We start from the raw sequence: 21,294 nt of genomic DNA on the forward strand, positions 1-21,294 counted from the left end.
CCGCTCCGCGTTCCCGCGAACGGCCGCCACGAGCCGGGGGCTTGCGCGAACTCCGTCACCGCAGTTCAGCTACAGGTCCGCGTGACCGCAAGGGCTTGTGGCCCCGCCCCTCTGCCCACCTTCCCGGCGGCGGCCATGCACACTGCGGCGCTGCGCGCCGTCCGGCGGCGACGGCCCGGTCGAGGTGGTGGGCGAGCTCGGGCAGCTGGCCGTCCGGGTCGTTGCCGACGGTGATGCTGCGGGGCATCGCCAGGGCGATCGCGCCGGCGGCTGCCAGGACGAGGCCTTCGCCCTCGGTCAGGCCGTTCTCGTCGACCAGGATCAGCCCGCTGAGGACGAAGGCGAGGTCTGGGTGTACGCCGCCGTCCTCGTCGTCCCCGGGGTCCAGGTCCCGCCCGCAGGCGAGCACCGCGGCCGCGTACCCGGCCAGGCGCCGGCTACCGGTCCGCGCGGCCAGCTCCTCCACCCACGTGGCCGCTCGGCTGGCCGCGGCCGCCGCGATCCCCACCGCGGCCTCGACCCGTACCCGGTACCGCGCGTCGGCCCGCGCCACCTCCATCGCCTCCGCCGAGTCATGCCGCGCGCGGGCGGCACGGGCAGCCTCGAAGGCGGCCCGCTCGGCGGCGAGGACCGACACCGCACCGCCGCCGCTGTCGTGTCCGCCGCCGAAGTGCTGCTGGTCGTTGGACAGGGGAATCAGGTTCGTCATGACCGGTGAACCCCGCCGACGCCATCCCGCTCACGCCCCGGTTGCCGGGTTTCGCCCCACCAAAGCGCTGCTTTCGCCCCGCCAAGACACGGGATCTGCCTCGCTCCCCGCCGCAGGCCAGGGCGGATAGGCTGCCCGTGGCGCCCGCCGGACCCGAGACGCACAACCCGGGCCATCGTCGACGGGCGCCACCCACGAGGCGGGCCCGAGCCCGCGAGCCGGGCGCCGCGGGGCTGGCGCTCACATCGACCGGACGGCCCGCTCGCATCGCGGTCACACGTGCCCGGCGTGCTCGGGCGGGTACCAGCGCGAGCCCGGTCCGGACGGTCGCCACGGGTCGACGATCATGCTTACGGTCTCGATCCCGCAGGCCGTCACCGGCAGCGGGTCACCGGGCGAGTCCGGGTCGGAGCCAGCGGCGTGCACGACCAGGAGGTCCGGCTGTTGCGGCTGCTCGATCACCACGAGGATGCCCACCACCTCACCCTGCTCCGGCGCCGGGCACCACCGCACCCGGTGACCCGCCAACAGGGCGCGGGACCGTCCTGCGGGTTCCGCCCTGCGGGGCGGCGCGTTTCGCCCCGCCGTCCCCACCGCAGGCCAACACCTTGGTGCGACTCCGCTCCCGCGACCGTGCCCGCGCCCGTCCAAGATCGGCGTCGTCGCACTGGCCCCCTGGTGCCCGCCTGACGATCCCGTGCACCGGCTCAGGGCCAAGCAGCTCCTTCTCCTGCACGGCCGGGCCGACCACGCCACCCCCGGCGGTGATGACATGGGAGCTCGCCCGCCGCGCTGCCACTGCGGGGGCCGCTGTCGAGGCCGTACCCATGGCCATGGGCGGCCACACGACGCTGCGCACCGCACCCCAATGGCGCCGGCTGACCGCTGAGTGCGCCTCTGCGGCCCTCGGCGCCGCGTCACGCCCATGCCGCCGAAACGGGTGACATCTCCTCCCGCTCCCCAACCGGCCGACGGTGGACGAAGGCCGCCAGAGCAGACTTGGTCCACGAGCCGCGGCACGGCGGTGGACGCTGGGTGACCGGCTGCCTCCAGCGCGACCGCGCCCGGCTCGTGGCCGCGAACCGGCCCCAGGAGATCGGGCGCGCGCCCACCATCCGAAAGGCCGTCCGCACCGAAGAAGGGGGTACAAGCCCGCTGACCGGGCAGGCAGAACTCGAAGGGAGAGCCGATGATCAGTGTGGAGCGCACCATGCTCGTCGACCGACCGGTGGGGGAGGTCATGCGCTACCTGGCGGACTTCGGGAACACACCGCAGTGGGACCCGGGCACCGAGAGCTGCACCCGCCTGGACCCCGGCCCCGTGGCGGAAGGGGCGCGCTGGCGCAACGTCTCACGGTTCCGGGGGCGGCGTACCGAACTCCTCTACCGCCTGGAGCACTACGGCCCCGAGCGGTTGGTGTTCGTCGGCCACAACCGGACCGTCGAGGCCACCGACGACATCGCCATCCGGGCCTCCGAGGAACGCACGGTGGTCGTCTACCGGGCGTCACTGAGGTTCAACGGACTCGCACGTCTGGCCGCCCCCTTCCTCCGCGCCGAGTTCGAACGCCTCGCGGACGCGGTGGCGCTGCGCCTGCCCGTCGTCGTTGCGGGCCCTTGACCAGTGGCGACGTGTGCCATTGGCATGGCCGGAGATCCCGCGTCCAGCCACACGCCGTTGGGGGCTGAGAGGTCGGAGAAGACAGTGGAGACCGAGGGCTCGCGGGCCGTCACTCCTCGCGCTTCGTGGGCTCGGCCGGTCGGCGGCGCCACTTGTAGGACCACGCCTCGGTCATTCGTGGGTGGCAGCCAGGTAGATGCGGTTGGCGGCTTCCTGGGCGCAGTGCGCGAAGGCCCGGTGGGCCGAGGTGTTGTTGGAACGGAGCCAGACGGGTGCCCAGTCGATGGACTTCGCGTCGGACAGCGGGATGAAGGCGACGTCCGGCCTGGTGTAGAACCGGGTGACTTGTGTGCCGACGATGTAGGCGCCGTTGCCCGCGCCGATGAGTTGCAGGGCCTCTTGGAAGGTCTCGAACGGGGGCCCGCCGGGGATGTCCCTGCCCGAGGGAGTCCGCTCGGGCCAGCGGTCGGACGGCCAGTCGCCGGGCAGCGCGCCGGCCAGACGCAGGAGACGGACGTCCGCGAGGTCTTCCATCGTCACACTCGTTCGTGAGGCGAGGGGGTGGGTGGCGGGCACGGCCAGCATGCGGCGTTCGGAGATGAGCACCGGGCCGATGACCAGGTCGGGGCCCGGCAGGGGCAGGCTCAGGATGAGGACGTCCATGTCGCCGGCGCGCAGCTTGGCGACCGCGTCGACGACCTGCGCCTCGCGGACGTGGACACGGCTGCCGGGTTCGCGCTTCGAGAACAGGTTGCTGGCCTGGTGGGCCACCTGCCCGGCCGCCGCGCCGACGAAGCCGACGCGCAGGACAGTGTGCTGGTGCCGAACGCTTTCCGTCGCGCGGTCCAGGCCGGCTCGGATCTGCTCGTAGCCGGGACGGATGTCCTCGTGCAGCAGGTGTCCCAGCGGGGTGAGGCGTACGCTGCGGTTGGTGCGGTAGAACAGCGGCGCACCGATCTGCCGCTCCAGCTTCTTGATGGTCTGGCTTATCCGGCCGGTGCTGACGTGCAGGCGCTCTGCGGTGCGCCCGAAGTGCAACTCCTCGGCCAGGGTGAGGAACGCCTCCAGCTCCAGACGTTCCAGCACGAGCCCTCCCTGCGTCGGTCCGAGTGTTGAAGCCGGCTAAACACGGGTTCCAGTATCGCTCGTTGTTCGAGTGGTTGACGCCGGGCAGGCTGGTCACAGCGACGCACAGGGACGAAGGACCTGAAGCACCGGATGCTCCGTGACATCGCAGAGCCCTGAGAACATCCACGAAGAGGAACCACCATGCGCTACCTGATCCTGCTCAAGAGCGACGGCGACTTCGGCATGCCGCCCACCGAGCTGTTCACTGCGATCGGCGAGCTCGGCGCCGAGGCCGTGGCGGCCGGCGTCTTCGTCGAGACCGGAGGCCTGGCGCCGTTGGACGGCTCGACGCTGGTCACCCTGGCCGGGGGCGAGATCACGGTCAGCTCCGAGTTCGAGCAGAGCCCGGCCGAGACCGTCGCCGCCTACACGATCTACGACGTCGAGTCGGTCGAGGAGGTCGTGGCCTGGACCGAGCGCTTCTTCGAGGTCCACCGGAAGCACTGGCCGGTGTGGAGCGGCAAGGCCGAGATCCGGCAAATCTTCAACGGTATGTGAGCCCAGAGGAAACACCATGGGAAAGATCGTCGCGCTGACATTCCTGTCGCTGGACGGCGTCATGGAACACCCGGTCTGGACCGGCCCGTACTTCAACGCCGACCACGCCAAGTACGCCCATGGCCAACTGTTCGCCAGCGACGCCCTGCTCCTGGGCCGTATCACCTACGAGGGCTTCGCCGCAGCGTGGCCGCACTTGGAGGAGACCGAAGGCGAGTTCGCCGCCCGGATGAACACGATGCCCAAGCACGTCGTGTCCACAACGCTCGACCAAGCCGAGTGGACCAACTCCACAGTGGTGCGCGGTGACCTGGCGACCGAGGTCGCCAAGCTCCAGGAACGGTACGACAGGGACATCCTTGTCTACGCCAGCGGCGAGCTGACGAACTCGCTGATCGAACTCGGGCTCCTCGACGAATTGAAGCTGTGGATCCACCCCGTCGTCGTCGGCACCGGTAGACGCCTGTTCCCCGAGGGCGTTGGGTTCACGTCATGGAGGCTCGCCGCGACGACGTCCTTCAACTCCGGCACCGTCATCCTCGACTACCGGCCTGCACCGGTCGCCGAGGAGCCGTAGAACGGAGCCTGTCTGGGCGGCGCCACCGCCGCCGTCCGCGCAAGGACGTCGGCCACGGCCGCTCTTCAACCCCGAGCCCACCGCTGCTGGACGGCTCGTGCAGGGCCTCCACCAGGCTCGGTGACCCGGCAACCCTTCCGCCGAGCCGCCGGTGTGAACCGGTGGCCCGGCGGGTTACCAGGGTCCTGCTACCTGCGGTTCGGCTGCGGTACTACGGAGACCTCCACGAGTTCCGCCTCCAGTTCCGCGATGGCCGCCGGGCTCCGCACCTTGGTCAAGACGCGCCTGTGCGGTAGAAACCTGCACACGGACGATCGGTCCCGACCGCAGCCGTGCGGCGGGTGGCGCCATCGCTGCGACTCGCGCCGCGGACGGGGATCGCGGGTGGGGGCTCGCCGCCGAGGCTGGTGCTCAGCTGCCGCTGCGGAACTGGAGCCGCAGGTAGGCGTAGAAGGGCTTGGCGCCGAAGAGCCGGCGCGCGTGCACCAGGGCCTTGGCCGCGGGGGTCACGACGTAGCGGGTGCGGGGCCGAGGGGAGGTGGCCGCCGTCTCGATGACCGCGGCGACGGTCTGCGGCGGGGCGGACAGCAGCGTGGACCGGTAGGAGGCCGCCCAGGGCGGTGAGGTGGCGGCGGTTTCGGTGCCGTTCGACGGCGACGAAGGCTGCGAGTGCGACGAGGCCGAGGGCGAAGGCGACGGGAACGGGGGAGGGGCCGCTGTCCAGGCGCGTACCGAACGCGGAGAAGGGCTGCTCGAGGTGCCACCAGCCGTAGGTGCGGCCTTCGATGAGGCCGAAGACGATGCCGGTGAACCCGACGACGGACAGCACCGCTCCTGGGAGGTCGAGGCCGCGTTCGGCTCTGTCGTCGCGGCTGTCGGCGACCAGTAGCAGGACGCCTGCGGCCACCAGCGCGCCGAGCGGCAGGTTGATGCCGAACGCCCAGCGCCAGGACAGGTGGGTGGTGAGCCAGCCGCCCAGCAGCGGTCCCAGGGCGGCGGTGCCGCCGATGGTCGATCCCCAGACGGCGAACGCCTGGCCGCGTTCGCGGCCCCGGAAGGTGGCGTTGATCAGCGACAGCGAGGTGGGCAGGATCATCGCGCCGCCGAGCCCTTGGACGAGTCGGCTGCCGATCAGCACCGGCCCGCTGGGGGCCGTAGCCGCGGCGACGCTCGCCGCGACGAAGACGGCGGTGCCGGTCAGGAAGACCCGGCGTCGCCCGACCCGGTCTCCGGTACGCCCGGCCAGGAGCAGGAAGGAGGCGAACACCAGGGTGTAGGTCTCCTGGACCCACTGGGCGCCGCTGGAGGTGATGTGCAGGTCATCGATGATGCTGGGGACGGCGACGTTGACGACCGTGGAGTCCACGATGATCAGCGACACGCCGAGGCTGATCGCGACCAGGCCCCACCAGCGCCGACGGCCAGCGGATGAAGCGGCGCCCGCCGGGGTGTCGGGGGCCTTGCCGGTGGTGGTCATGAACGCCTCCTTCGGGGCGGTGCTGGGGGCTGTGGGAGTCGGCCGGTTCTCCGGGGCGCGCCGGATGGGCGCGCCCCGGGCCGGGCTCACGTGGAGTCGTGGTGGGCCCTCGGTCGGGGGGTTTCGGGGCGGCCGGGCCACCAGAAGTGGCGGCCGGTCAGCAGGACGAGTGCGGGTACGAGGACGGTGCGCACCAGCAGGGTGTCGAGGAGGACGCCGATGCCGACGATGACGCCGATCTGGGTGAGGGTGATCAGGGGCAGGACGCCGAGGACGGCGAACACGGCGGCGAGCAGGATGCCGGCGCTGGTGATGACGCCGCCGGTGGAGGCGAGGGCTCGCAGGACGGCGCGTCGGGTGTCGTGGCCGGCCACGGTGTCCTCGCGGGTGCGGGCGATGAGGAAGATGTTGTAGTCGACGCCGAGGGCGACCAGGAACAGGAAGGACAGCAGGGGGACGTTGGTGTCCAGGGCCGGGAAGTCGTAGACGGTGCGGAAGATCGTCCAGCTCGCGCCGAGGGCGGCGAAGTAGGAGGCGATCACGGTGGCGACCAGCAGCAGCGGGGCGATGAGCGCGCGCAGCAGGGCGATGAGCACGATCAGGACGATCGTGAGGACGAGGGGGACGACGATGCGGGTGTCGTGGGCGTTGGCTCGGGCGGTGTCGTAGGCCTGGGCCGTGGTGCCGCCGAGAAGGGCGTCGGCGCCGCTCACGGTGGCGATGTCGTGGCGTAGCCGCTCGATGGTGCGGTCGGAGGCGGCGGTGCCGGGGGCGTCGTCGAGGATGACGTCGGCGCGGGCCCATCGGTCGGTGCGGCTCGTCGGGGTGACGGAGGCGATGCCGGGCACCTGTCGTGCGGCGGCGGTGACCCGGTCGGCCGCGGTGGTGGTGGACAGGAGGGTGAGGGGGTCGGTGGCGCCGGCGGGCTGGACGGCGGCGAGGGTGCGCTGCCCGAGGACGGATTCGGGGGTCTTGCGGAAGGAATCGGCCTGGGCGAGCCCGGTGTCGATGCCGAGCGCGCCGGAGGCGAGGAGCAGCAGCACCGCCGTTCCGGCGAGCGCGACCCGGGCGGGGCGCTTGGCGACGCAGCGGCCGATGCGCGACCACAGGCCGCGGCGGTCGGCTGTCACCGGGGTGCCGACCTTGGGCACGAGGGGCCAGAAGAGTCGGCGTCCGGGCAGGACCAGGGCGGCGGGCAGGACGACCAGGCCGAAGAGCATCGCGGTGAGGATGCCGACGGCGCCGGCGAAGCCGAGGCCGCGGTTGCCGGTGAGTTCGGCGGCGAGGAGGGTCAGCAGGCTCAGGACGACGGTGGTCCCGCTGGCCAGGACGGCCGGGGCCGTGCCGCGCCAGGCGCGGGCCATGGCGGTGAACCGGTCCTCGGTGAGGTGGAGTTCGTCGCGGTAGCGGGAGACCAGCAGCAGGGCGTAGTCGGTGCCGGCACCGAAGACCAGGACGGACAGGATTCCGGCGGCGGACGCGTCGACCTGGACACCGGCGTGCGGGGCGAGGACACCGACGAGGATCGCGGCCGTGCGGTCCCCGGCGCCGACGACGAGCAGCGGGACCAGCCACAGGACGGGGCTGCGGTAGGTGACGATCAGCAGGACCGCGACGACCGAGGCGGTGGCGATCAGCAGGTTGGTGTCCGCGCCGGCGAAGACCTTTCCGATGTCCGTGCGGACCGCGGGCCCTCCGGTGACCTCGGCGCGCAGGGGTGCGGGCAGGTCCTGCGCGGCGACAGCTCGGATCCGGTCGACGGCGGCGGTGTTCTCCTGGTCGTCGGCTCCGGTGGGCAGGACGACGGCGACGGTCGCGACGGTGGCGTCGACGAACCTGGGGGCCGCGGCGGTGGGCGCCAGGCCCAGGGCACCGAGCGGCGTCGCGCGCCCACCGATGGCGGCCCGCTGGGTATCGGTGAGGGGGCTGTGGTCGGTGTTGCTGTAGACCACGATCGCCGGGGCGGCGGCACCGGACGGGAAGGTCTTGAGAATCTCGGCGACCTGGGCGGACTGGGACGAGGCGGGCAGGCCGGTCCCGGTTGCCTTCGTAGTGGTGGCGTCACCGGGCCCCAGCGCGAACGCCGCTGCCAGCCCGATCACGGTCAGGAGCAGGACCGTCCAGGCGGTGGCCCTCGGTCTCCCGAGGGGACCGCCGCCGGGGGACGAGTGGTCGGTGGACGGTGGCCCGGCGTGCCGGGTCGGGGAAGGGGACACGGAAACGCACCCTCGAAGTCGTTAAGTTACTTAGCGATTCTCACCGTGGCAGACTTCTCCTCATGGCGCAACACCAGTCATTCGGAGCCGGGCCGGATTCGGATTCCGGTCAGCGTGAAGCCGTGCGCCCGCATGGCGCACCGGTCGGCGACGACCTGTCCCGGGCGCTGCGCGACGTGCTCACGCTGACCCAGCTCGCCCGCGCGGTCCTGGCCGAGCGCCTGAGGATGCCGCTCACCAACGTCGAGGCCGTCGAGCACGTGATCATGGCCCGGGGTGCGGGTGAGCCGATCGGCCCGGTCGAGCTCTCGCGGCGCCTCGGTGTCACCAGTGCCGCCGGCACCCAGTCCGTCAACCGGCTGGTCTCCGAGGGCCACATGACCCGGGGCCCTCACCCGAGCGACGGCCGCCGCCAGGTCCTGGACGTCACCGACAGCGGCCTCACCCACGTGATGGGCGAACTCGCCCCACTGCTGGAACTGCTCTACGAGGCTTCCCGCGGCCTGGACGAGAGCGAGCGCGCGGCGGCGAAGCGCTACTTGGAGAAGGTCTCCGAGGCCTACCGCGCCTACCTGGCACAGAACGCCCGATAGACAGGTCAGGGGCCCGGTGTTGTCAGATCGCCCAGGCCTCCGGGGCCAATCGGTGATCCGCATGGTGCTTGCCGATTTGCCCGGGCCGACCGGTGCACCCTGGCCCTCCTCATCACCGCAGTCGGCCTTCGCCTCAGGTACGTTGGCGAGTGCCGGCAGGACGCCGTCGACGGAGTCCTGCTCCTGCGTTTCACCCTCGCCATCGGCCAGGCCCAGGACCGGCTCCACGCCGTCCACACCCTCACCCGGTAGAACGCCGGACGTTACCGCCGGCTCGCCGCTCGGCTGCGACTGGGTCCGCCCCCACCAGTGGGGGTGCCGCCGGCCGACGTGTCCGGCGGTATCGCAACCGCGGCATCAGCGCGGGCGGACACCCCTCGCCCGGCCGAGCAGCCGACACCCCTTCCGACGTAGTGCCTGCGTCGAGCCTGTCCGCCGTCAGCCGCCGAGCGGCCGTTGCGGCGGACAGCGGAGGACATCCCCGAAACGAACCCGACCTTCGCCACGGCATAGGCTTGCAAGTGCCTGCATGCACGTTCTAGGTCCGAGGTGGGCTGGTGGCGGCCCCCTCGTCCGGGTCGGCGCCCGAGCGCTGGCGGGCCACGGCGCGCGTGTTCCCGGGGAAACCGCGGGACGCGGGTCCTCGGCTGACGGGCAGCACGGCCGCTGGGCACCGCTGATGCCCGACGACGGGACTCGTCAGCCGTGGGGCGGGCCCACTACTGTGCCCAGGCGCCTGCCACAACGAAAGCGAGCTGAACTTTGGGTGCGGATCAGACCCGGAAGAAGATCCTCACCGCCTTCCTGGCGCTTGCGGGGGAGCAGGGCATGGCCGCGATCACCACAAAGGAGATCGCGACCGCGGCCGGTGTCAACGAGGTCACCCTGTTCCGGCACTTCGGCGACAAGGCCAACCTCGCCCTGGAAGCGGTCAAAGCGTTCAGCCCGGCAGCCCAGATCGACGCCTTCGAACCCAAGATCGACGCCAGCAGCCCCGAAACCACCATCGAGGGGCTACTGGCCTGTGTACACGAGCTGCGTCAGGAGCGTCCTTCCTTCCGGCACCAACCCCCACCAGCTCACCGGCGTCTGCGGACTACGGGTCGGCCACATCGACGAACGGGGCCTGCACCTTCGCCTGTTCCACGCCCCGACCGCACACCTCACCCTCGTCGGCCCGCCGGCCGACCGATGGCGCCAACTGCCCGCAGGCCTTCGGAGCGACACGATCGACGAGGGGGAGCCGGTGCTGTGGGACCGTCCGCAACTCGCGGCGGTAGAGCGCGACTTCTGTACCCACCACGGTGAATGGGATGGCGAAGAGGCCCAGATGCGCTGGCTCACCAGTGGTCTCCTGCGCCGCATCGGGCTGTGGCACACCGTCTCCACGGCCTTCTGCAGCCGCTACTGGCAGCGCGGTGACCAGACCATGGTCTGGGAACTGCGCCATGCCTACGGCATCCGCCCGGCCCACGATGAACTGGCGGCGGGCTTTCCGCAACCCGGTGTGGGGGCACCCTCTGGCCGTCTGGAAGTCCCACTGCGACTGCCATCACCGCCGGCCCGACCCGGGCGGCCGACCCCACCCGGACTTTGGACGGCAGTGCCGGTTCGAGTTCCACCACCCCGACCACCCCGGCGTGGTCCAGGTCCGGTTCAACACCGAGGCCCCCCGCGTCGAGGACGAACCGAAGGTCCACGCCGCCTTGAAGGCCGCCCGCGCGAACGCGGTCTGGCTGGAACGAGTGCTCCCGTCCCGCCGGTTCAGGGCCACCGGCTGAGCCAGTCCGCGCGCCGTCAGGAGAGCGATGCCACAGCACCGGCTGTCCAGCCGCCTCCAGTTCGATGAAGCCGCCTTCGGTAACGGCAGGGTAGGTAGGACGAGAACACAACGACAAACCTGGAGCTTCGCGGAACGAGCGAAGGCTACGTGGCGGCCATGGCGGCGCGAAGTGCCGTGTGGCCCTCGTGGGAGGAGTCGTCGTGGCCGTGGGCGGCAGCTGTGACGGCGATGGCGGCGGCGTCCCCGGTCCCGCACCATCGGATGAGGCGTTGTTCGTCCTCCGTGGGCTGTCGGCCGTTCCCGTTGTAGAAGGCGGCGGCGAGGTCGGGCCGGGTGCGCAGGGTGCGCTGGGTGATGCGGAGGAAGTCTCGGCCGGCGGCTTCGTAGCGGCTGGTCTCGAAGTCGATCACGGCGATCCGCAGTCGCCCGCGTTCGTCGGTGTCGGCGAGGAGGTTGCGGGCGGTGAGGTCCAGGTGGGAGGGCTGGGACTTCTGTGGGGGCAGGGTCTCCAACTGGTCGATGGCGGCCAGGGCGAAGTCGAGTTCGGCGGTGGTGAGGGGGTGGGTCGGGCCGGTGAGCTGGGCGCGCAGGTAGGCGGCGCGCCGGCGGCCGAAGTCCGTGATCGTCTGCGGCGGTCCGGTTTCGTGGAGATGGCGCAGTAGTTGGCCGGTCTGCTGGTAGGCGTCCTGTTCCTGGGCGGTGGTGAGGGTGGCGAGGTCGAGGCGGATGCCGGGTAGCGCGGTCATGAGCAGCACCTGGGCGTCCTCGTCGGCGTCGATCAGTTGGGGTGCCGCGGTGTCGAGGGCGGGAGTCCAGGTGTGCAGTGCGTGCAGCTCGCGGGTGAAGCAGTCCGGGTGGCTGTTCGCCTTGAGGACGAGGTGCTGGCCTGAGGGGCGGCGCAGGAGGCGGACGGTCGCGGTGGTGCCGGGCCAGCTGAGGTCGGCGACGACCTCGGCCGGCCCGGTGAGGCGCGCTGTCGCCTCGGAGACGGTGGTGGTCACAGGGCGCCGATGGTCTTCAACGCCTGGTCGGCGACCTGGCGGGGGGTGAGGTGGGTGGTGTCGATGACCTCGGTGTCGGCGGCGAGCCAACCGTCGTACGCCTCGGTGTAGACCGGCTGCTTGCGGCGGCGGAAGGCGCGGACCTTCTCGCTGCGCGCCTCGTCGTCGGGGAACTCGACGCTGGCGTCGATGCGGGCGCTGACGGTGTCCGGGTCGGCGTGGAGCAGGAGGTGCTGGAGCGGGATGCCAGTGGCCCGGATGGCACCGTGGATCTCGGCGGCGTAGGGCTGGCGCAGCAGGGTCATCGGGATGATCACCGGGTGGCCGTCGTTCTCCCGGTGGCAGTGGACGGCGAACTGGGCGATGAGGGGGCGCCAGGCCGGGTTGCCCTGGAAGTCCTTGTACTTGCCGGGGAAGACCTGGCGCAGGAGGAAGCCGGGCGCAAGTGGACGGCGAGCAGGCCGCGTTCGGGGCCGTCGACGGTGAGGGTGAAGGTCTGGCCGGGGTGGACGGCGGTGGGGGCGTGGACGGTCGGCGGGGTCTGGTCGGCGGGGCGGTTGTGGGCGGGCCCGCAGCGCGGGCAGGTGACGGTGATGCGGTCGCAGGGGCCGAGCACGCTGGTGAGGTGTTCTGCGGTCAGCGGCATCGCGCAGTGTGGGCACGGCGAAGCCGGTGCTCGCCGACCGAGGTGTCCAACGCGAGCAGCACCCGCGCCCGCCTGATCATCGACGCGCTGCGGACCCCCGTCGTCGTCACCCGCACCAACGCCCGACGATCTTCGGCACTCAACGCAACCGGATACTTCTTCTGCGAGGACACGGCACCCCTGCCAGCCGAACGGAAGCGACATGGGAGCCAGCCCGACCCCAACTCCACCAAGAAGAACAATACTTAGTCGCGACGAGCTACTAGGAAGGAAGCGTGCTCGGCATGGCACACCAGTACCCGGCGTCGGCCGCGGCGATCGAGGCAGCCGCAGCTCACTTCAGGGCGCTTGAGGAGCTGTTCACGGCGATCGTGGATGACCAGGGTTTGGCCGTGATTCAGCGGAACGGGCTTAGGGGTTACTCGGACCTCAAGTGCGTCGATGGGCATATTTTCACGGTCATAGCCATGAACCTGCTGCTTGACGGAAGCCGCGGGTATCGCACACCCGGCCAACCGTTGTGCTCCGAATGCTGCTACGCAGATGAGATCGCCTCCCGCCGCAGCGCGCTTCTTGCGCTCGCAGAGAAGCAGCACGTGACGCTGAAACCGACCGGCGGGCAGGCCGACGAATCCCACGATGAGCTGTTCGATGCCGTATGCGAGGCCGGACATGCCTCCACCGTGCACGGACGTCATCAAAGCGTTCTTCGCGGGAGCCTCCTGTGCCGTACGTGCTGGGAGGAGGAGGATTACCGGAAGCTCTTGTCTCGTGCGGCGGATCTCTGCGCGGAGACTGAGGCTCGGATCATCCGGAGCAACTTCGGAGAGAAGGCTGACACGGTTCACGTCCAATGCCGCCGGAACCACACTGTGGTGATCTTCAGCAATTACCCCTCGTACGGCAAGACCGAGTTCCGTCCATCCTTCTGCGGGGCGTGTAACAAACTGGACCTGCTTGCCGAGTTCTCGGACAAGGCGAAGGGCTTCGGTATGACCGTGCTTGCCACCGAGTGGAAGTCGGCCAACGCCGCATACCCCGCCATGTGCTTCATGGGGCATGAGTTCGCGCTCCGGCCAACAGGGAAGCGCTGGTCTTGCCCCGAGTGCCCCCCGGGAACGTACGGCCACGCGAATCCGGCTCACGATGTCTACTACGTCGTGAGCGGTCGGGACCTGGTGACGGATGCGTACACCGTTAAGCCTGGTATCAGCTCGGGCACCGGATACAGGCGGCTGGAGCAGCACAAGGAGGATGGCCTGACTGCGCAGCACCTTCGGATGATCGGGCTCCCTGCCGGAGCCGCGAGGGAGCTGGAGCAGCACGTCTTGGCCGGGTTGGACGGGGAGGGGTGGATTTCCATCCGGGGGGTCGAGTACTTCCCGGTGGACGCCCGCGAGATGGTCATGGACCTGGCCGGTGGGTGGTTCGCCGACCAGCCGGGGCTCGGTGCGCGCGACGTGATTGTAGACGTGGACGAGATCCTCGACGCCGGCCCCGAAGCTGCCGACGTCCTCGATCTCGACGCGGGCGCTGCTGTGGTGTCTGACATCGAAGAGGTCGGCCCCAACGCTCTGGACGCAGTCACGCCCGAGCAGAGCGTACCGGTCGATGATGGCGCCGCAGCCTTGGCGAAGCGTGCCGCCTACCTGGCCAAGCTGGAGAAGTTGAACGCGCGGTTCTCGGCGCGGGGCACCGCCTGACTCCACATCACCCAGGCCCGGCTGCGAGGAGCAGCCGGGCCTTCGGCTGTCCGGTGCCGTACCGGGGCTGGACCCCGGGTCCATGGTTCGGCCCCCGCGCACTAGCGAACCCGGGTGCATAATGTGACCAGCCGCTGGCGGTGAGGCCGGGTCTCAAACGGAACCAGCCACGTCGGCGGAACGATCGCTGGCGGTAGGCCGGATCCCAACCTGACGGGAGCAGCCGAGCCGCGCGACAGGTCGCCTGGCGTAGGCCGGACCCCGTGAACACCACCGGGAGTCCGCCGTGTCCAACACCCCAACTGACCTCGCCCGAGCTGCCCGAGCAGCGCATCTAGGCGTAATACCGGTGATTTAGGTTGCTTTCCGGCGGGTCGGGCTGGTCTTGGTCGGCCCGACCAGCGTCACGGTGGGAACGTCCGGGCGAGGCGGGTTGTAGTGGTGGCCGCGTTTCAGGGCCCAGTTGGACATCTTGCGTTTGATGACGCTGGGATTGGCGCGCAACCGCCGCGGCGGCAAGAGCCGTTCAGCGATCTCGCGGAGGCTGTGTGTGACGGCGCGGGCGAGCCGGGAGGGGGGAAAGAGCAGTCTGGGTGGTGACCTGGTGGCGGACGACCGGAAGGGTGCGGACGAAGGAGATTCGGTCGGGATCGTGCCCGGCCCGCTCAAATTCTGTGGTCCCGAAACGTGTGACAGACGGGTCCGCCAGTACGTTCGGTGAATGGTGCACGTGGAGAATGCTGCGGGATCTGGGGTGTCCGCCTTCCTGTACAGCGGCACCGTTCAGGCGGTGCCGCTGTTGTGTGCGGAGTTCTCGTATCCCGTGCGCCCCTGGAAGGCCACGAAGGTCTGGCTGTCTACGCCGCAGGTCAGCTATGGTGCCAGAGTGTTCCGCCCGTCTGGCTGGGAGACAATTCGTTGGTGATGAAGAAGGTCATCGAGCGGTTGTACGCCTGCTCGTCGATCCTCAACTCCGAAGGGCAGTAAGCCTACTACGGCCGGGTCGGCGGCTGTCTGATCACCGGCAACGAGGACGGTGCCAAGCACTGCGCGATGAACGTGCTCTACAGCCTCCAGCACCTCGGCTACACCGTCCCCCCGCAGGCCGACGCCGGCTGGGTCGGGGAGGCCGGCCCGGGCCCGTCCTACCTGGACCCGGGGTCCGGCGGCCCGCAGAACGACTTCACCAACCGCAACACCACCTTCATGACCTGGAACCAGCTCCACCTGGCGAGGATGCTCAAGGACGCCGGCGGTATCCCGGCCCACGGCAACCAGCGTTCCGCGTGGGACGCCGGCTGCCGCTTCGACTTCGAGAACCCCGAGCACCGCTGACCTGTCTGAACCGAGGCACAGCGGCCGGGTCGTCTCCTGCTGATGCCGTTCGTGGCCGATCAAGCCCAGCCCATGAATCACGCACCAGCCCGTCAGAAGAACACTCCGCACCGCAGCAGCACGTTCGCGTACGGCCGGGCCTCCCCGGTGCGCACCACCAGGCGCGCCCCCGTGCTGAGCTCCTTGAGCGTTTCGTGCGGCACGTAGGCCAGTTCGGCGAAGATGCCGGTCAGCAGTTCGTCCGCGGCGGGGTTCGCCTCCCGTACCTCCTGCGCCGCGAGCGCCCCCTCGACCACCAACTCGTCGAGGAGTCCGGCCAGTACGTCCTCGAACGACGGGATCCCCGCCCGGAACGCGAGGTCGACCACTCGGGGTCCGTCCGGAACCGGCATCCCCGCGTCGCACAGGAGTACCTGGTCACCGTGTCCCAACTCGGCGATGGCTCCGGCGAGATGGCGATTCAGAATCCCGCCCTTCTTCACAGCGCCTCGACCTCCTCGGTGGTGGGGAACGACTCCTGGGCCCCCCGCCGGGTCACGGCGACGGCGCCCACCCGAGCGGCGTACGCGGCGGCCTCCACGAGCGAGGCGCCCGCGCCCAACTTCCAGGCCAGTGCGGCCGTGAAGGAATCACCGGCACCGGTCGTGTCGACGGCGTCGACCTTCACCGGCGCGACCCGCACGACCTCCTCCTCGGCGGACGCCACCAACGCGCCCTCCGAACCGAGTGTCACCACGACCGACGCGGGTCCGCTCGCGAGCAACTCCCGTGCCCATGCGGCGGGATCGTCGCCGACGGTCCCGCCGCCCAGGATCACCCGGGCCTCGTGCTCGTTGACGATCAGCGGGTCGCAGGCCGCCAGGACCTCGGCCGGCAGCGGCTGCGGCGGCGAAGGGTTCAACACGAACCTCGTGCCGGACGGCAGTTGCCGTACGACCTCCACGACCGACTCCAACGGGATCTCCAACTGTGCCGAGACCACCCGCGAGGCGTGGAGCAGGGGCCCGGCGGCCCGGACGTCCTCCGGCGTGAGCCGCCCGTTCGCGCCGGGCGACACCACGATGCTGTTGTCCCCCGAAGGGTCGACGGTGATCAGCGCGACGCCGGTCGGGGCCCCGCCCACCAGGACGCCCTCCGTATCGACCCCCGCGTTCTGCTGCGACTCCAGCAGCAGCCGCCCGTTGGCGTCGTCCCCGACCCGCGCGAGCAGCGCCGTGCGCGCCCCGAGCCGCGCGGCGGCGACCGCCTGGTTGGCCCCCTTGCCGCCGGGATGGACGGCGAGGTCCGACCCGAGCACCGTCTCCCCGGCTGCGGGCCTGCGCTCGACACCGATCACGAGATCGACGTTGGCCGAACCGACGACCAAGACGTCGTAGTCGTAGTCGTAGTCGTACATGAAGCTCCCCAATCAAGTAATCCGGAACGGGGCAGCCGGAGCCCCGCATCCGCGGGCACCCCGGCCACCCCTTTCCCCGTCTCAGCCGCTGAACCCGGCCACGTTCTCCTTCGTGACCACCTTCACCGGCACCTTGATGGTCGCCTCGACCTTCTCACCCCTGATCGCCTTGACCGCGTTGTCCACGGCGATCTTCCCGAGCTGCGACGGCTGCTGGGCCACGGAGGCGTACAGCGTCCCCTGCTCGACCGCCTTGAGCCCGTCGGGAGTTCCGTCGAAGCCGACGACCTGCACGGATCCGCCGGCCTTGGACCCGAGCGCCTTCGCCGCGCCGAGCGCCATCTCGTCGTTCGCGGCGATGACACCCTGGACGTCCGGGTGCGCCTGGAGCAGGTTCGACATGACGTCGAGACCCTTCGTCCGGTCGAAGTCGGCCGGCTGCTGCGCGACGACCTCGATCCCCGGGTACGCCTCCAGTCCCTTGGCGAAGCCCTCGGCCCGCTCGCGCGCGGCGGAGGTGCCGGCCAGCCCCTGGAGGACCACGATCTTCCCGCTGCCACCGAGCTTCTCGGCGAGGGCCTTCGCGGCCTGCGCACCGCCGGCGACGTTGTCGGAGGCGACCAAGGCGTTCACCTCGGCCTTGTTGACGCCCCGGTCGACGGCGATGACCGGGATCCTCGCCGCGCCGGCGGCCTGCACGGAGTTGCTCGCCGCGTCGGAGTCCACCGGATTGACGACGATCGCCCCGAGCTTCGAACTGGTGAAGTTCTGCAGCTGGTTGGCCTGCTGCGAGGCGTCGTTCTGCGCGTCGGTGACCGTCAGGTCCACGCCCAGGCTCGCAGCCTCGGCCTGCGCACCCGCCCGGATCTGCACGAAGAACGGGTTGTTGAGCGTGGAGAGCGAGAGACCGATCTTCTGGGTGCCGGACTTCGGATCGCCGTGCAGCAACGACGTCGCACCCACGATCGCCACGGCGACGACGGCCGCGAGCCCGTACGTGGCGGCCTGCTTGCCCCGTCCGCCGCCGGGCGCCCCGATCGCCGATGGCGCGGCCCCGGCCTTGCGCCGCACGGTGTCGAGCAGCACCGCCAGGGCGATGACGACACCGATGACGACCTGCTGCCAGAACGCGGAGACGTTCAGCAGGTTCAGCCCGTTGCGCAGCACCGCGAGGATGAGCGCGCCGATCAGCGTCCCCGACGCCTTGCCGGTACCCCCGGAGAGGGAGGCGCCGCCGATGACGACGGAGGCGATGGCGTCCAGCTCGTACCCGGTGGCGGCCTGCGGCTGAGCCGAGGAGAGCCGGGAGGCCAGGACGACACCGGCGACCGCGGCGAACACACCGGACAGCGCGTAGATCGCGAGCTTCTGCCTGGACACCCGCAGACCCGAGAGCCGGGCCGCTTCCTCGTTGCCGCCGATGGCGTACATGGAGCGGCCGATGTACGTACGGCCGAGGACGAACGCCGCGATGAGTCCCATGGCCACCATGACGAGCACCGGCACCGGCAGCCACCCGCCGAGCGTGTCGCCCAGGTGGGAGACCGAGCCCGGGAACGCGATCGGCGAGCCGTCCGAGATCACCAGTGCCAGACCACGCCCCACCGACAGCATCGCGAGCGTCGCGATGAACGGCGGCAGCTTGCCGTACGAGATCAGGAACCCGTTCACCAGGCCGGCGGCCACACCCGTGGCCAGTGCCAGCAGCACCGCGAGGACCACCGGCACTCCGTGCGCTGTGGCGCTCCACCCCAGCACCGTCGCCGACAGCGCGGCCACCGAACCGACCGACAGGTCGATGCCCGCCGAGACGATCACGAAGGTGACACCGAAGGCGAGGACGGCGGTCACGGCCGCCTGGACACCGACGTTGAGCAGGTTGTCGGTGGTGAGGAAGTCGCCCGACAGCGCCGACATGGCGATGACGAGGACGATCAGCGCGGTCAGTGCGCCGTTGTCGAGCAGCAGACGGCGCAACGCCGCGGCGCCACCGGCGCCCGTACCGCTCTTGAGCGTTTCAGCGGCCACGGGGGGCCTCCAGTTCGGTAGGGGGATTGCTCACGGCCAGCGACATGACCGCGTCCTGCGTGGCCTGGTCGGCGGACAGCTCGCCCGCGATCCGGCCCTGGGCCATCACCAGCACCCGGTCGCTCATCCCGAGCACCTCGGGCAGATCGCTGGAGATCATGAGGACGGCGGCCCCGGCCGCCGTCAGTTCGTTGATGAGCTGGTAGATCTCGACCTTGGCGCCGACGTCGATGCCGCGGGTGGGCTCGTCGAGGATCAGCACCTTGGTGTCGGCCAGGAGCCACTTGCCGATGACGACCTTCTGCTGGTTGCCGCCGGACAGCGTGCGCACCTGCTGACCGAGCCCGGCCATCCGTACGCCGAGCTGCCCGGCGATCCGCGCGGCGGCGAGGTGCTGGGCCTTCAGGTCGACGATCCCGGCTCGGGCGGCGGACCTGAGGGTGACGAGTCCGAGGTTCTCCTCCACCGACTGGTCGAGCACCAGCCCCTGACCCTTGCGGTCCTCCGGTACCAGCCCGAGTCCCGCGGTCATCGCGGCGCCGATGTCGTGCCGCTTCAAGGAGGCCCCGGCGACGCGGACCGAACCGCGGTCGTACGGGTCGGCCCCGAAGACCGCCCGGACCACCTCGGTACGACCCGCCCCGACCAGCCCCGCGACGCCGACGACCTCGCCGGCCCGCACCTCGAAGCTAACGTCGTGGAAGACACCGTCCCGGGACAGCCCCTCCACGGACAGCAGGGCGGTGCCCGGGACGGCGCGCTCGCGCGGGTACTGCTGCTCGATGGACCGGCCCACCATCAGCCGGACGAGTTCCTCCTCCGGTGTGGAGGCAGGCACCTGCCCGACCGACCTGCCGTCCCGGATGACCGTGACCCGGTCCCCGAGGGCGGCGATCTCCTCCAGGTGGTGGGTGATGAAGACGATCCCGACGCCGTCCTCGCGCAGCTTGCGCACGATCGCGAACAGCTTCTCGACCTCCTCGGAGGTCAGCACGGCGGTCGGCTCGTCCATGATCAGAACCCGCGCGTCCAGGCTCAGCGCCTTCGCGATCTCGACCATCTGCAGGCGCGCGATGCCGAGTTCGCGCACCCGCGCGCGGGGCGACACGCTGACGCCGACGCGCTCCAGGAGCTCCGAGGCGTCCGCCTCCATCCTCCTCCGGTCGATCATCCCGAACCGGCGCGGCTGGCGCCCCAGGAAGATGTTCTCGGCGACCGTCAGGTCGGGGACGAGGTTGAACTCCTGGTAGATGGTGGCGATCCCGAGGCGCTCGGAGTCCTGCGCACCATGGATGCGGACCTCCTCACCACCGACCAGGACGCGGCCCTCGTCGGGTGTGTGGGCACCGGACAGCGTCTTGATCAGCGTGCTCTTCCCCGCGCCGTTCTCACCGAGCAGCACATGCACCTCGCCCCGCCGCAGGTCGAAGTCGACGCGGTCCAGCGCGACCACCCCGGGGAAGGTCTTCCGAATGCCCTCGATGCGCAGCAACTCGTCCGGGTCGCTCACGACTGGCTCCTGTTCGTCACGGGGGTCTCGGTCACGGGGGTCTCGGTGACGGGGGTCTCGCCGCACGAGCGGCGAACGACGAGCCGGGCGGGGAGCGTCACGGATCGCGGCGTCCGCCCCTCGATGCGGTCCACGAGCGCGCGCACGGCGGCCCGGCCCAGCTCGCCCGTGGGTTGGGCGATCGCGGTGATCGGCGGGTCCGTGTGCACGAACCAGCGGATGTCGTCGAACGCGGCGAGCGCGATGTCGTCCGGCACGCGCAGACCACGGGCGCGTACGGCGTCCAGGGCCCCCAGCGCCATCAGGTTGTCCGCCGCGAACACGACCTGCGGGGGCTCGGCGAGGTCGAGGAACCGCTCGGTCGCCCGCCGGCCGCTGGCGGCCTGGAAGTCACCCTGGCCGATGTACTGGTCCGGCAGGTCGAGGCCGCACTCCGCCAGCGCCTCGCGGAACGCCTCCACACGCTCCTGCCCGGTCGTGGTGGCCGCCGGCCCGGCGATGATCGCCAGCCGCCGGTGCCCCAGCCGGTGCAGGTGCACGACGAGGTCCCGTACGGCACCCCGCCCGTCCGCCCGCACCACCGGCACGTCGACGCCGGGGATCCACCGGTCCACGAACACCATCGGTGTCCCGGCCCGGGCGGCGTCCAGCATGAGCGGCGACCCGCCGTCGGTGGGCGAGACCAGCAGTCCGTCGATACGGCGGTCCAGCAGCGTCCGTACGTGGTGGTCCTGCAGGTCCGGCCGCTCGTCGGCGTTCCCGATGATCACGCTGTACCCCAGTGCCCGCGCCTCTTCCTCCACGGACCGCGCGAGCTCGGTGAAGTACGGGTTCAGTACGTCGCTGATCACGAGGCCGAGGGTGCGGGTCTGGTCGGTGCGCAGCGACCGTGCCACGGCGTTGGGCCGGTACCCGAGCGACGCGACGGCGGCCAGCACCCGCGCCCGCGCGTCCTCGCTGACCGAAGGGTGCTCATTCAGGACACGCGAGACAGTGGCGACGGACACGCCTGCCTCGGCGGCGACGTCCTTGATGCTCGGCACAGTCGCTCCACCTCCTCGTGGAATCGATTA

General features: G+C 70.7%; 20 protein-coding genes and 2 pseudogenes. 9 read left to right on the plus strand and 13 right to left on the minus strand.

The genetic code is table 11. The features are described from left to right. Positions 1-55: 55 nt before the first annotated feature. Positions 56-709 carry a hypothetical protein gene (locus ACFXOZ_RS01590; protein WP_380586431.1) on the minus strand — a complete coding sequence of 218 codons (654 nt, stop codon included), beginning with the start codon at positions 707-709 and terminating at the stop codon, positions 56-58. 273 nt (positions 710-982) lie between these two features. After that, positions 983-1,186: a hypothetical protein gene (locus ACFXOZ_RS01595; protein ID WP_380530188.1), complete on the minus strand. Its 204-nt coding sequence runs from the start codon at positions 1,184-1,186 to the stop codon at positions 983-985. A gap of 712 nt (positions 1,187-1,898) precedes the next feature. Between ACFXOZ_RS01595 and ACFXOZ_RS01600 the strand changes: the two genes are divergently transcribed. Continuing rightward, positions 1,899-2,330, plus strand: coding sequence for an SRPBCC family protein (locus ACFXOZ_RS01600; RefSeq protein WP_380586434.1), 432 nt, complete (start codon positions 1,899-1,901; stop codon positions 2,328-2,330). Between the two features lie 171 nt (positions 2,331-2,501). Here the strand turns inward: ACFXOZ_RS01600 and ACFXOZ_RS01605 are convergent, their stop codons facing one another. Then, positions 2,502-3,416 (minus strand): LysR family transcriptional regulator, encoded by a 915-nt coding sequence (locus ACFXOZ_RS01605; RefSeq protein WP_380524976.1) that lies wholly within the window; start codon positions 3,414-3,416, stop codon positions 2,502-2,504. Positions 3,417-3,599: 183 nt separating this feature from the next. On the opposite strand from ACFXOZ_RS01605, the gene ACFXOZ_RS01610 reads away from it, so the two are divergent. Continuing rightward, positions 3,600-3,956, plus strand: coding sequence for a YciI family protein (locus ACFXOZ_RS01610; RefSeq protein WP_380524977.1), 357 nt, complete (start codon positions 3,600-3,602; stop codon positions 3,954-3,956). A 16-nt stretch (positions 3,957-3,972) separates the two neighbouring features. Next, positions 3,973-4,533, plus strand: coding sequence for a dihydrofolate reductase family protein (locus ACFXOZ_RS01615; protein WP_380586437.1), 561 nt, complete (start codon positions 3,973-3,975; stop codon positions 4,531-4,533). A gap of 274 nt (positions 4,534-4,807) precedes the next feature. Here the strand turns inward: ACFXOZ_RS01615 and ACFXOZ_RS01620 are convergent, their stop codons facing one another. Both ACFXOZ_RS01620 and ACFXOZ_RS01625 read right to left on the minus strand, forming a co-directional pair. Continuing rightward, positions 4,808-6,010, minus strand: coding sequence for an MFS transporter (locus ACFXOZ_RS01620; protein WP_380586440.1), 1,203 nt, complete (start codon positions 6,008-6,010; stop codon positions 4,808-4,810). Between the two features lie 86 nt (positions 6,011-6,096). Further along, positions 6,097-8,112 carry an MMPL family transporter gene (locus ACFXOZ_RS01625; RefSeq protein WP_380586443.1) on the minus strand — a complete coding sequence of 672 codons (2,016 nt, stop codon included), beginning with the start codon at positions 8,110-8,112 and terminating at the stop codon, positions 6,097-6,099. Positions 8,113-8,348: 236 nt separating this feature from the next. Here ACFXOZ_RS01625 and ACFXOZ_RS01630 point away from each other — a divergent pair, with 236 nt between their 5' ends. Together ACFXOZ_RS01630 and ACFXOZ_RS01635 are read left to right on the plus strand one after the other, a co-directional pair. Continuing rightward, positions 8,349-8,819 carry a MarR family winged helix-turn-helix transcriptional regulator gene (locus ACFXOZ_RS01630; protein ID WP_380586446.1) on the plus strand — a complete coding sequence of 157 codons (471 nt, stop codon included), beginning with the start codon at positions 8,349-8,351 and terminating at the stop codon, positions 8,817-8,819. A 762-nt stretch (positions 8,820-9,581) separates the two neighbouring features. Next, positions 9,582-9,734, plus strand: a pseudogene (locus ACFXOZ_RS01635) (TetR/AcrR family transcriptional regulator); the annotation flags it as partial. A 181-nt stretch (positions 9,735-9,915) separates the two neighbouring features. On the opposite strand, the gene ACFXOZ_RS01640 reads toward ACFXOZ_RS01635, so the two are convergent. Next, complete coding sequence (locus ACFXOZ_RS01640; protein ID WP_380586536.1) at positions 9,916-10,269, minus strand: hypothetical protein; 354 nt, start codon at positions 10,267-10,269, stop codon at positions 9,916-9,918. Here ACFXOZ_RS01640 and ACFXOZ_RS01645 point away from each other — a divergent pair. Then, positions 10,268-10,600, plus strand: coding sequence for a hypothetical protein (locus ACFXOZ_RS01645; protein ID WP_380586449.1), 333 nt, complete (start codon positions 10,268-10,270; stop codon positions 10,598-10,600). The two genes, ACFXOZ_RS01640 and ACFXOZ_RS01645, sit on opposite strands and share 2 nt — an antisense overlap. A gap of 145 nt (positions 10,601-10,745) precedes the next feature. On the opposite strand, the gene ACFXOZ_RS01650 is transcribed toward ACFXOZ_RS01645, so the two are convergent. Both ACFXOZ_RS01650 and ACFXOZ_RS01655 read right to left on the minus strand, forming a co-directional pair. Beyond that, a complete protein-coding gene (locus ACFXOZ_RS01650) occupies positions 10,746-11,603 on the minus strand; it encodes an aminoglycoside phosphotransferase family protein (RefSeq protein WP_380586451.1) in 858 nt (285 codons plus the stop codon). Further along, positions 11,600-11,920, minus strand: a complete 321-nt coding sequence (locus ACFXOZ_RS01655; RefSeq protein WP_380524984.1) for a hypothetical protein — start codon at positions 11,918-11,920, stop codon at positions 11,600-11,602. The genes ACFXOZ_RS01650 and ACFXOZ_RS01655 overlap by 4 nt, the downstream gene beginning before the upstream one ends. Before the next feature lie 128 nt (positions 11,921-12,048). Here ACFXOZ_RS01655 and ACFXOZ_RS01660 point away from each other — a divergent pair, with 128 nt between their 5' ends. The 3 genes and pseudogenes from ACFXOZ_RS01660 to ACFXOZ_RS01670 form a co-directional block, all read left to right on the plus strand. Then, entirely contained in the window at positions 12,049-12,498 is a 450-nt protein-coding gene (locus tag ACFXOZ_RS01660; RefSeq protein ID WP_380586454.1) for a hypothetical protein, read from the plus strand. Positions 12,499-12,533: 35 nt separating this feature from the next. Next, the gene (locus tag ACFXOZ_RS01665; RefSeq protein WP_380586457.1) at positions 12,534-13,952 is read left to right on the plus strand and encodes a hypothetical protein; all 1,419 of its coding nucleotides are present in this window, start codon (positions 12,534-12,536) and stop codon (positions 13,950-13,952) included. An 894-nt stretch (positions 13,953-14,846) separates the two neighbouring features. Beyond that, positions 14,847-15,287, plus strand: a pseudogene (locus tag ACFXOZ_RS01670) (flavodoxin family protein); the annotation flags it as partial. A 92-nt stretch (positions 15,288-15,379) separates the two neighbouring features. Here the strand turns inward: ACFXOZ_RS01670 and rbsD are convergent. The 5 genes from rbsD to ACFXOZ_RS01695 all read right to left on the minus strand — a co-directional run bounded on the left by rbsD (position 15,380) and on the right by ACFXOZ_RS01695 (position 21,264). Then, positions 15,380-15,769 carry a D-ribose pyranase gene (rbsD, locus tag ACFXOZ_RS01675; protein WP_380586460.1) on the minus strand — a complete coding sequence of 130 codons (390 nt, stop codon included), beginning with the start codon at positions 15,767-15,769 and terminating at the stop codon, positions 15,380-15,382. Continuing rightward, positions 15,766-16,683, minus strand: coding sequence for a ribokinase (locus tag ACFXOZ_RS01680; protein WP_380586463.1), 918 nt, complete (start codon positions 16,681-16,683; stop codon positions 15,766-15,768). The genes rbsD and ACFXOZ_RS01680 overlap by 4 nt, the downstream gene beginning before the upstream one ends. 81 nt (positions 16,684-16,764) lie before the next feature. Then, a complete protein-coding gene (locus ACFXOZ_RS01685) occupies positions 16,765-18,711 on the minus strand; it encodes a substrate-binding domain-containing protein (RefSeq protein WP_380586466.1) in 1,947 nt (648 codons plus the stop codon). Further along, positions 18,701-20,221: a sugar ABC transporter ATP-binding protein gene (locus ACFXOZ_RS01690; protein ID WP_380586469.1), complete on the minus strand. Its 1,521-nt coding sequence runs from the start codon at positions 20,219-20,221 to the stop codon at positions 18,701-18,703. The genes ACFXOZ_RS01685 and ACFXOZ_RS01690 overlap by 11 nt, the downstream gene beginning before the upstream one ends. After that, positions 20,218-21,264: a LacI family DNA-binding transcriptional regulator gene (locus tag ACFXOZ_RS01695; RefSeq protein ID WP_380586472.1), complete on the minus strand. Its 1,047-nt coding sequence runs from the start codon at positions 21,262-21,264 to the stop codon at positions 20,218-20,220. The genes ACFXOZ_RS01690 and ACFXOZ_RS01695 overlap by 4 nt, the downstream gene beginning before the upstream one ends. Positions 21,265-21,294 lie beyond the last annotated feature (30 nt).

It is taken from the genome of Kitasatospora sp. NPDC059160, from assembly GCF_042755465.1.
GTDB lineage: Bacteria > Actinomycetota > Actinomycetes > Streptomycetales > Streptomycetaceae > Kitasatospora.